This window comes from Thermoanaerobacter sp. A7A, from assembly GCF_000445185.1.
GTDB lineage: Bacteria > Bacillota > Thermoanaerobacteria > Thermoanaerobacterales > Thermoanaerobacteraceae > Thermoanaerobacter.
In genome coordinates, this window is record NZ_AVAF01000001.1 from 1 (window position 1) to 6136 (window position 6136).

A 6136-nucleotide genomic window follows, 5' to 3' on the forward strand; every position below is an offset into this window, starting at 1 on the left:
TGCCGGCACATTTATATCTCCTAAAGGATTTACAGGAGTTCCGCTTACTCTCACCTCAAAGTGAAGGTGAGACCCTGTAGCAATACCTGTGCTTCCTGCCAGTGCTATCTTCTGTCCCTTCTTTACAACATCTCCAACCTTAACAAGCACCTGTGAGTTGTGTGCATACAAGGTTGAAATGCCTCCGCTGTGGTCTATCACCACTGTATTCCCATACCCTCCATAAGGCCCTGATGTTGTCACGACACCGTCAGCTGCTGCAACTATTTCATCTCCTGTGTTTGCCGCTATGTCTATTCCCGTGTGCATTTTGTATGTTCCTGTCACTGGATGAAACCTCATGCCAAAAGGCGATGTTACTGTATGACTTGAAGGAACAGGCCACAAAAGCTTTCCTCCAGAAAGCTCAATGGTTTTAGTTTCTCGTTTATAACTACTGTAAAAGCTTGTTTTAATTTCTCCTGCTATTACTGCATCCAGTTTAGAATAGTCCTCATAAAACTCCATCCCTTTTAAAGCCATATATGTGCGTGATTCATTTCCTTTTACATCGGTCACTTCTTGATACTCAAACACATAAATCCCTTCATAAGTTCTTACCTGAGTAAGCAGTTTAACAGGCACATAAGCAACTTCCTCCTTAGCAGTCACATTTCCCTCAGCATTAACTTCAAATCTAACTGTTACAATCTTCTCCGTATAGTCCATATACTCAAACTCCGGCTTAAGCCCTTCAGCTATTCTTCTGACTTTTGTCATATCAACATCTTTGCTCCAGCCGTTTGCATACTCCTCAACTGCATAAACTATACCCCACGGCAGCTGAAAATTTTCTTCCTGCCTGTACTTTGATATTACTTCCGGCTTAATGCTTTCCACATACTTCTTCACCTTTTCTTTTCCTTCAGCCATCTGTTTAGGAGCTGCACCAAAAATTGAAAGAAGTATAAGTATTACCAGACCCATTATTATCAAGTAGGGCAAAAAAGTGAGGAGCACAGGTTTTACAGCTTTCCACAGGTATCTTGATATTATGTTTTTAACTCTGTTTTTAAGAATCATAACCTGGTTATCCATATATATCCTCACCTAAAGCTATATTTTTATTTAAAATTCCATAAGATTTACGCCTGAAAAATTCCTGATAGGTTCCCGAAGGGGTTCTATCGGGAATTTTTCAGGACAAGTTAAACAAATGAATGTATCCTAACACCCAGTTCAAAAAAGACATAAGCTCTTTAAAATAGGGCCTTATCACCATCTCTGCTTTAATTAAAAAATTCACTACTTTGTCGAGCAGATAAAAAATTGCTAAAAAACCAATAATACCAAAGCCAGCTCCTTCATATACTTCTGCATTTTGAAATGATATGGGTTCCTCCCACTCCTCAGCAGCTCTCATAATAACTGCTTTTTTAAAGTATTCTCCATATTCATCTCTTTCATCAAGCACATTAAACCCTCCTATATTCCCTTTTTAGCGTCTAAAAAAACAGGCAGGAAGATATATCCCCTGCCTTTTTTCAAAACTTAAAAAGCCTTTTAAAGCCTAGTTTCTCCACCTGAACATATCAGTATTTGACGTCAGGACAGTCGGAGCAATGAAGGAGGCCATATGAAATCCATATCTTCCAATTGCTCCTCCTATTTTTTTACCTACCTCACTTCCTTTGTATCCATAGGCAGAGCCCAAAATCATTCCTCCAGCTCTCCCTACTGCTTCCGCTGCATCTTTCTCATTTAAAATTCTTTCTATTCCAACAGACTGTGAAAGGCCTCCAATAAAGCCAGTACCGGTATCTCTGCCTTTGTCATATGCCTCTTTTATTAAGGCAACAGCTGTTGCAGCAGGAGCTGCTGTGCTCCTGCCTATTACGCCACCGGCACTCCTGAAGTGCTCTGTCACATCCACACCCATAGTCCTTAAAGGAATAGAAGCTGCAGAGCCTATAAGGCTGCCAACAGCACTTCCTATTGTGCCTGCAACTGATCCTGCTTTAACACCCGCTGATACAGCACTTGTTCCTGCAGGTCCAGATGGAAGGGTCCCCGAAAAAGTGCTTGAAGGAAAAGAAATTTTTGGGGCCGCAGCAGTCTTTGCAATATTTGCAAGCCCCAAAAGGCCAGTAAGACCCAAAGTTGCTGCTCCTGCCCACTTCTCTTCATTGACTCCCAAGAATTTGAGCCAGCCCTGAAGCAGGTCTCTAATAACATTTGCAGTAGGTATTAAGCACACCATGCCGAATATCTGCGCCCACCAGGGAGAAAAATCCGTTGAAACCCCAGCCTTTATGAGCACCAGATACAGTGATAAAACCAATGAATGGGCTGCCTGCATGAAAGCGTTGGAAGCAGTTTCACCTATTATAACGCCTATTCCTTCTTTTCTTCCTGATATTGTCCAGCTCCATGCTACAATGGGTGTCAGTATAAACATTGAGGTCAAAACAAATTTTCTTATCAGGTACAGAAAATTAAAATAAAGCAAAATCCCAATGTAGCCCAGCTTGACAATTGCTGTAGCAAGCACATTTCCCGTTTTTATATCATTTATATCAAAAGTACTTCCCACTGCTCCCATGCTTTGCGCAATACTGTGAAACAGATCCACAAGAGCATTGTTCGCCTGAAACATAATCCTCATAAAGTACGGCATAAACAGAATTATGAAAAAGGCATATATCACACTTGAAACACTCTGCATGAAGTTTATCCTTTTTGATGGATTGACACTGGATGTCATAAACCTGTATCCCTGTGCCGCTACTGCAATTAAAAGGAGCACCCACACAGCATCTCTTATTCTTCTATACCACGTCATCACAATATCCCACTCCTGCGGGCTGTAAGGTGCCAGATCACCGTAGGAGGTGTTGAATATAAGCTCATCAAAGTTTTTAAGCCCTAAAATCTGAATTGCCGAATAAAGCCCATTGATTGGTGCGGCAATAAGCTCTTCAATAAGACTGCCCTGGTCCTCCTGCGGCTGCTGTGAATTTGAATTTGTAACAGAAGGTGTTTCAGCATAAGCAGCTGCACTGAGCAAAAAGACAAAAAGTACAATTAACACAAACAGTCTACTCATTTGGATTTGTCGATATGAGGCTTTTTTCATAATCGCTTGCCACCACCTTAATGGCAGTCTTGTTCCTGCCGACTAAAAATAAAGCCTCACCAACCCCACAGGAGGTTAAAAAATCTCTTTCACCCTGTGAAAGGTGAAACACCTCCTGAACAGAATCTATATCTGTAGCAGCCTGCTTCATTAAAAACACTGCTGCAGAATTTGTAAGCACTGCTTTTCCTTCCTGTGAATTTGAAAACTCAATAAAGGACTGACTAGCAACAGTAAGGGAGGTGTTTCTTTTTCTTGCCCTTCTCGATAAATTCTCAAGAAAGTAAGCTGTGTCTTTGTACTTCATAAACATCCACGCCTCATCCACTACAACCCTCTTTTTCTGCTTAACATCCTTCTTAACGAACTTCTCCCATATCCAGTTTGTTATGACATACATTGCATACGTCCTCAAAAACCTATCCCTTATCTCTGATACATCAAAATTAACTAAGTAAGAGTCTTCTAATGAAACATTTGTCTGTCCGTCAAATATACCTAAAGTACCTCCTTTTAAAAAAGGCTTCATAACTGCAGCAATTCTCTCTCCCCTTGGATTTTTCTTTAGCCTTTCTACAAAGCTTGACAGTGTGGGCATTTCTTTTTTCTTTTTAAAATAAAACTCTTCACTGTCTGCAATATTCTTCTCATATAAAGACTCCGGGCTTTTGTTTATTCCTCTTGCCTCATACTCATCTCTTACCGCTTCTTCCACAGCAGCTAATTCTTCTGCTGAAATTTTGTCCTTCATAACTCCTTCCACTATCATCCCGACCAAAGCTTTTATCTCGGCTATTTTCTGAACTATGTCCACATACCTTATTTCATTCTCATCTTCCTCTTCTTCCACATCAAAGGGATTAATTATGTTCTCAGTCTCTGTGCTTATCTTAACAACGCTTCCCCCCATCTTCTGAACCATGCGGCTGTACTCGCCGTCGGGGTCCACAAAAACCGTTTTTATGCCCAAAAGCGCTCCCCTCATGGACAAAAGCTTTATGAGAAACGACTTTCCTGCTCCCGATGTAGCAAATATACCTAAGTTGTAGTTTGTCATAAAAGGTGGACCTATGAAGTTGTCAAAAATTACAGGGCTTCCGGTAAAAAGATTTATTCCAAGCGGTATGCCTTTCTTGTGCGAAAACTCCGGAAATGCAAAAGGAAAAAGTGATGCAGCAGCACCGCTGTTGAAATTTCTTGATAAATCCTCACAGTGATTTTCTAAAATCGGCACAAAGCTTTTAAAAGCTTCGCTCTGCCTCAGAAACATTCTTCTTGCTCTTATGCTTTTACCTGCTAAAACCTCTTCCAGAATTTTTGAGCTTCTTTCAAGCTCTTCTACTGAGTCTGCAGAAACTGAAACAACCGCTGTAACATAATAAAGCTTATCTCTGTTCATCTGTATGCTTTCTCTCAGCCTTTCAAGGTCCTCCACCGCCTTTCTCAAAATTCCCAGCTCATATATGTTTCCTCTCTGGTCGTCCAGCATATACTGCGACTGGTACTGAGTTATCTTCCTTGTAAGCTGATTTACAGCATCTCTTGCATCTACAGGCGTAAGATGGACTGACACATCCACATTGCCAAGAAGCTTAATATCCTCCAGCCACCCTACGTAAACGGCCTGAGGGAAATCTGTAAGCACATAAAGCCTGTAAAATTTCTTCCCAACCCTTATATAATCTTTCTCTATCAAGTATCCGTCAGGTGAGATTACTTCCACTACAGTAGGAACCTTTTCAAAAAGCTCCGGCTCTTCTTTAACAGCTTCTTCTTTATTCTTTTTAAGCTTCAGCACCTAGTTTAACCCCCTTTTTATAAAGCTCAAAGGCTCCAGCTTTAATAAGATTGTTCACTCTTATGTTTCCGTCTCTGTTCAGCACAAAAAACATAAGCTCCAAAAGCTCATCAGTACCCAAAATTCTCGGCATGAGTCCGCATTTGGCAAGCCCCTCTACAATCATGTGGACTCGCCTCATTATTTCACTTCTCGCCCTGTCATATCCTCCTGCAGTGTCATCATAAGGAACAACCACATAAGACTCTGTCGTAATAGTTTGCTTTGAAAAATATCCAAGAAACTCTTCTAGCTCTTTTTCATACTCTCTCATTCCTTCAGGAAGAAACTGAAGCCTTTCTCTAAACTCTTCTATTGATTCAGAAACATCTACAGGCTTAACCACTGTAAAAAACTGCAGTGGAAAAGATAAAGAGAGAAGCAGACTCATAAAAGCAGCTTCAAGGCCTTCCTGTTCCTCTTCTGAGAGAAGAGAAAAATTTACAGGGTCGGCTGTTACAACCGCCCTGTACCTATTACCTTTTAAAATCAAAAGCCTATCTTTTATATCTTCAATGCTTAAAAAATTTATGCTGCTGTTCTTTTTAAAAAGCACTATTTTTCACCTCCAATAAAAGGATACTCCTTTTGAGAAAGCAGAAACTTTAAGTACATCACAATATACTTATCTATTTCTATCTCGTCCTTTTTAAAAAAAGCCAGAAATGCTCCTGCAGCCGAAAAAACTATCCAAACCACTAAAGCAGTAAACAAATCTTTTGAAAAATATTTTGTAAAGAAAACTGCGCCAATTCCTACACCAACAATAACAAATATCATCTGCCTAACAGAAAAATTCCCGCCGAATATCTTTTCTTCTCTTTCTAATTGAATAGGCACTTCAAACATTCTCACACAAATCACATCCCTATTACGGCTTAAAGCCGAGGATTACACCGGCGAAAAATTTTGCACCAACTACCACTATTCCTCCAAGTATAGACCAGAAAAGTCCCATCATAGCTTCTGTTCTTCTTCCGGGGTTGTGGCCTGAAGTATAAAATCTGTACCCGTTTACTGCGATAAAAATCACAGCAACAACAATACCTACATTCATCACAAAGTTTGCAATTTTCCACAAAAATGAGATTATCTGAGCCTCACCAACAGGCGTAATGCCGTTCATAAACCTACCTCCTCATCATTAAAAAATCTCACTTTAATTCCTTCATTCTAAACTGTTT

7 protein-coding genes are annotated in these 6136 nt (G+C 40.2%); all 7 read right to left on the reverse strand.

Translation table 11 applies throughout. The features are described from left to right. The coding region (locus tag M663_RS0100005; RefSeq protein WP_029687499.1) for a M23 family metallopeptidase at positions 1–1077 on the reverse strand (1077 nt) is incomplete at its 3' end. A gap of 100 nt (positions 1078–1177) precedes the next feature. Further along, positions 1178–1453: a hypothetical protein gene (locus M663_RS0100010; protein WP_009052197.1), complete on the reverse strand. Its 276-nt coding sequence runs from the start codon at positions 1451–1453 to the stop codon at positions 1178–1180. Positions 1454–1549: 96 nt separating this feature from the next. Then, complete coding sequence (locus M663_RS0100015) at positions 1550–3115, reverse strand: hypothetical protein (RefSeq protein WP_029687500.1); 1566 nt, start codon at positions 3113–3115, stop codon at positions 1550–1552. Beyond that, the gene (locus M663_RS0100020; protein ID WP_029687501.1) at positions 3078–4913 is read right to left on the reverse strand and encodes an ATP-binding protein; all 1836 of its coding nucleotides are present in this window, start codon (positions 4911–4913) and stop codon (positions 3078–3080) included. The genes M663_RS0100015 and M663_RS0100020 overlap by 38 nt, the downstream gene beginning before the upstream one ends. Next, entirely contained in the window at positions 4900–5508 is a 609-nt protein-coding gene (locus M663_RS0100025) for a hypothetical protein (RefSeq protein WP_029687502.1), read from the reverse strand. Before M663_RS0100025 ends, M663_RS0100020 begins: the two co-directional genes overlap by 14 nt. Beyond that, the gene (locus tag M663_RS0100030) at positions 5508–5801 is read right to left on the reverse strand and encodes a PrgI family protein (protein WP_273702557.1); all 294 of its coding nucleotides are present in this window, start codon (positions 5799–5801) and stop codon (positions 5508–5510) included. The genes M663_RS0100025 and M663_RS0100030 overlap by 1 nt, the downstream gene beginning before the upstream one ends. A gap of 22 nt (positions 5802–5823) precedes the next feature. Beyond that, the gene (locus tag M663_RS0100035) at positions 5824–6078 is read right to left on the reverse strand and encodes a hypothetical protein (RefSeq protein ID WP_029687504.1); all 255 of its coding nucleotides are present in this window, start codon (positions 6076–6078) and stop codon (positions 5824–5826) included. Positions 6079–6136 lie beyond the last annotated feature (58 nt).

Excerpts from the sequence above, each read along its gene's own strand:
- M663_RS0100015 (WP_029687500.1), bottom strand. The coding sequence starts at position 3,115 with ATGAAAAAAGCCTCATATCGACAAATCCAAATGAGTAGACTGTTTGTG.
- M663_RS0100035 (WP_029687504.1), bottom strand. The coding sequence starts at position 6,078 with ATGAACGGCATTACGCCTGTTGGTGAGGCTCAGATAATCTCATTTTTG.
- M663_RS0100030 (WP_273702557.1), bottom strand. The coding sequence starts at position 5,801 with ATGTTTGAAGTGCCTATTCAATTAGAAAGAGAAGAAAAGATATTCGGC.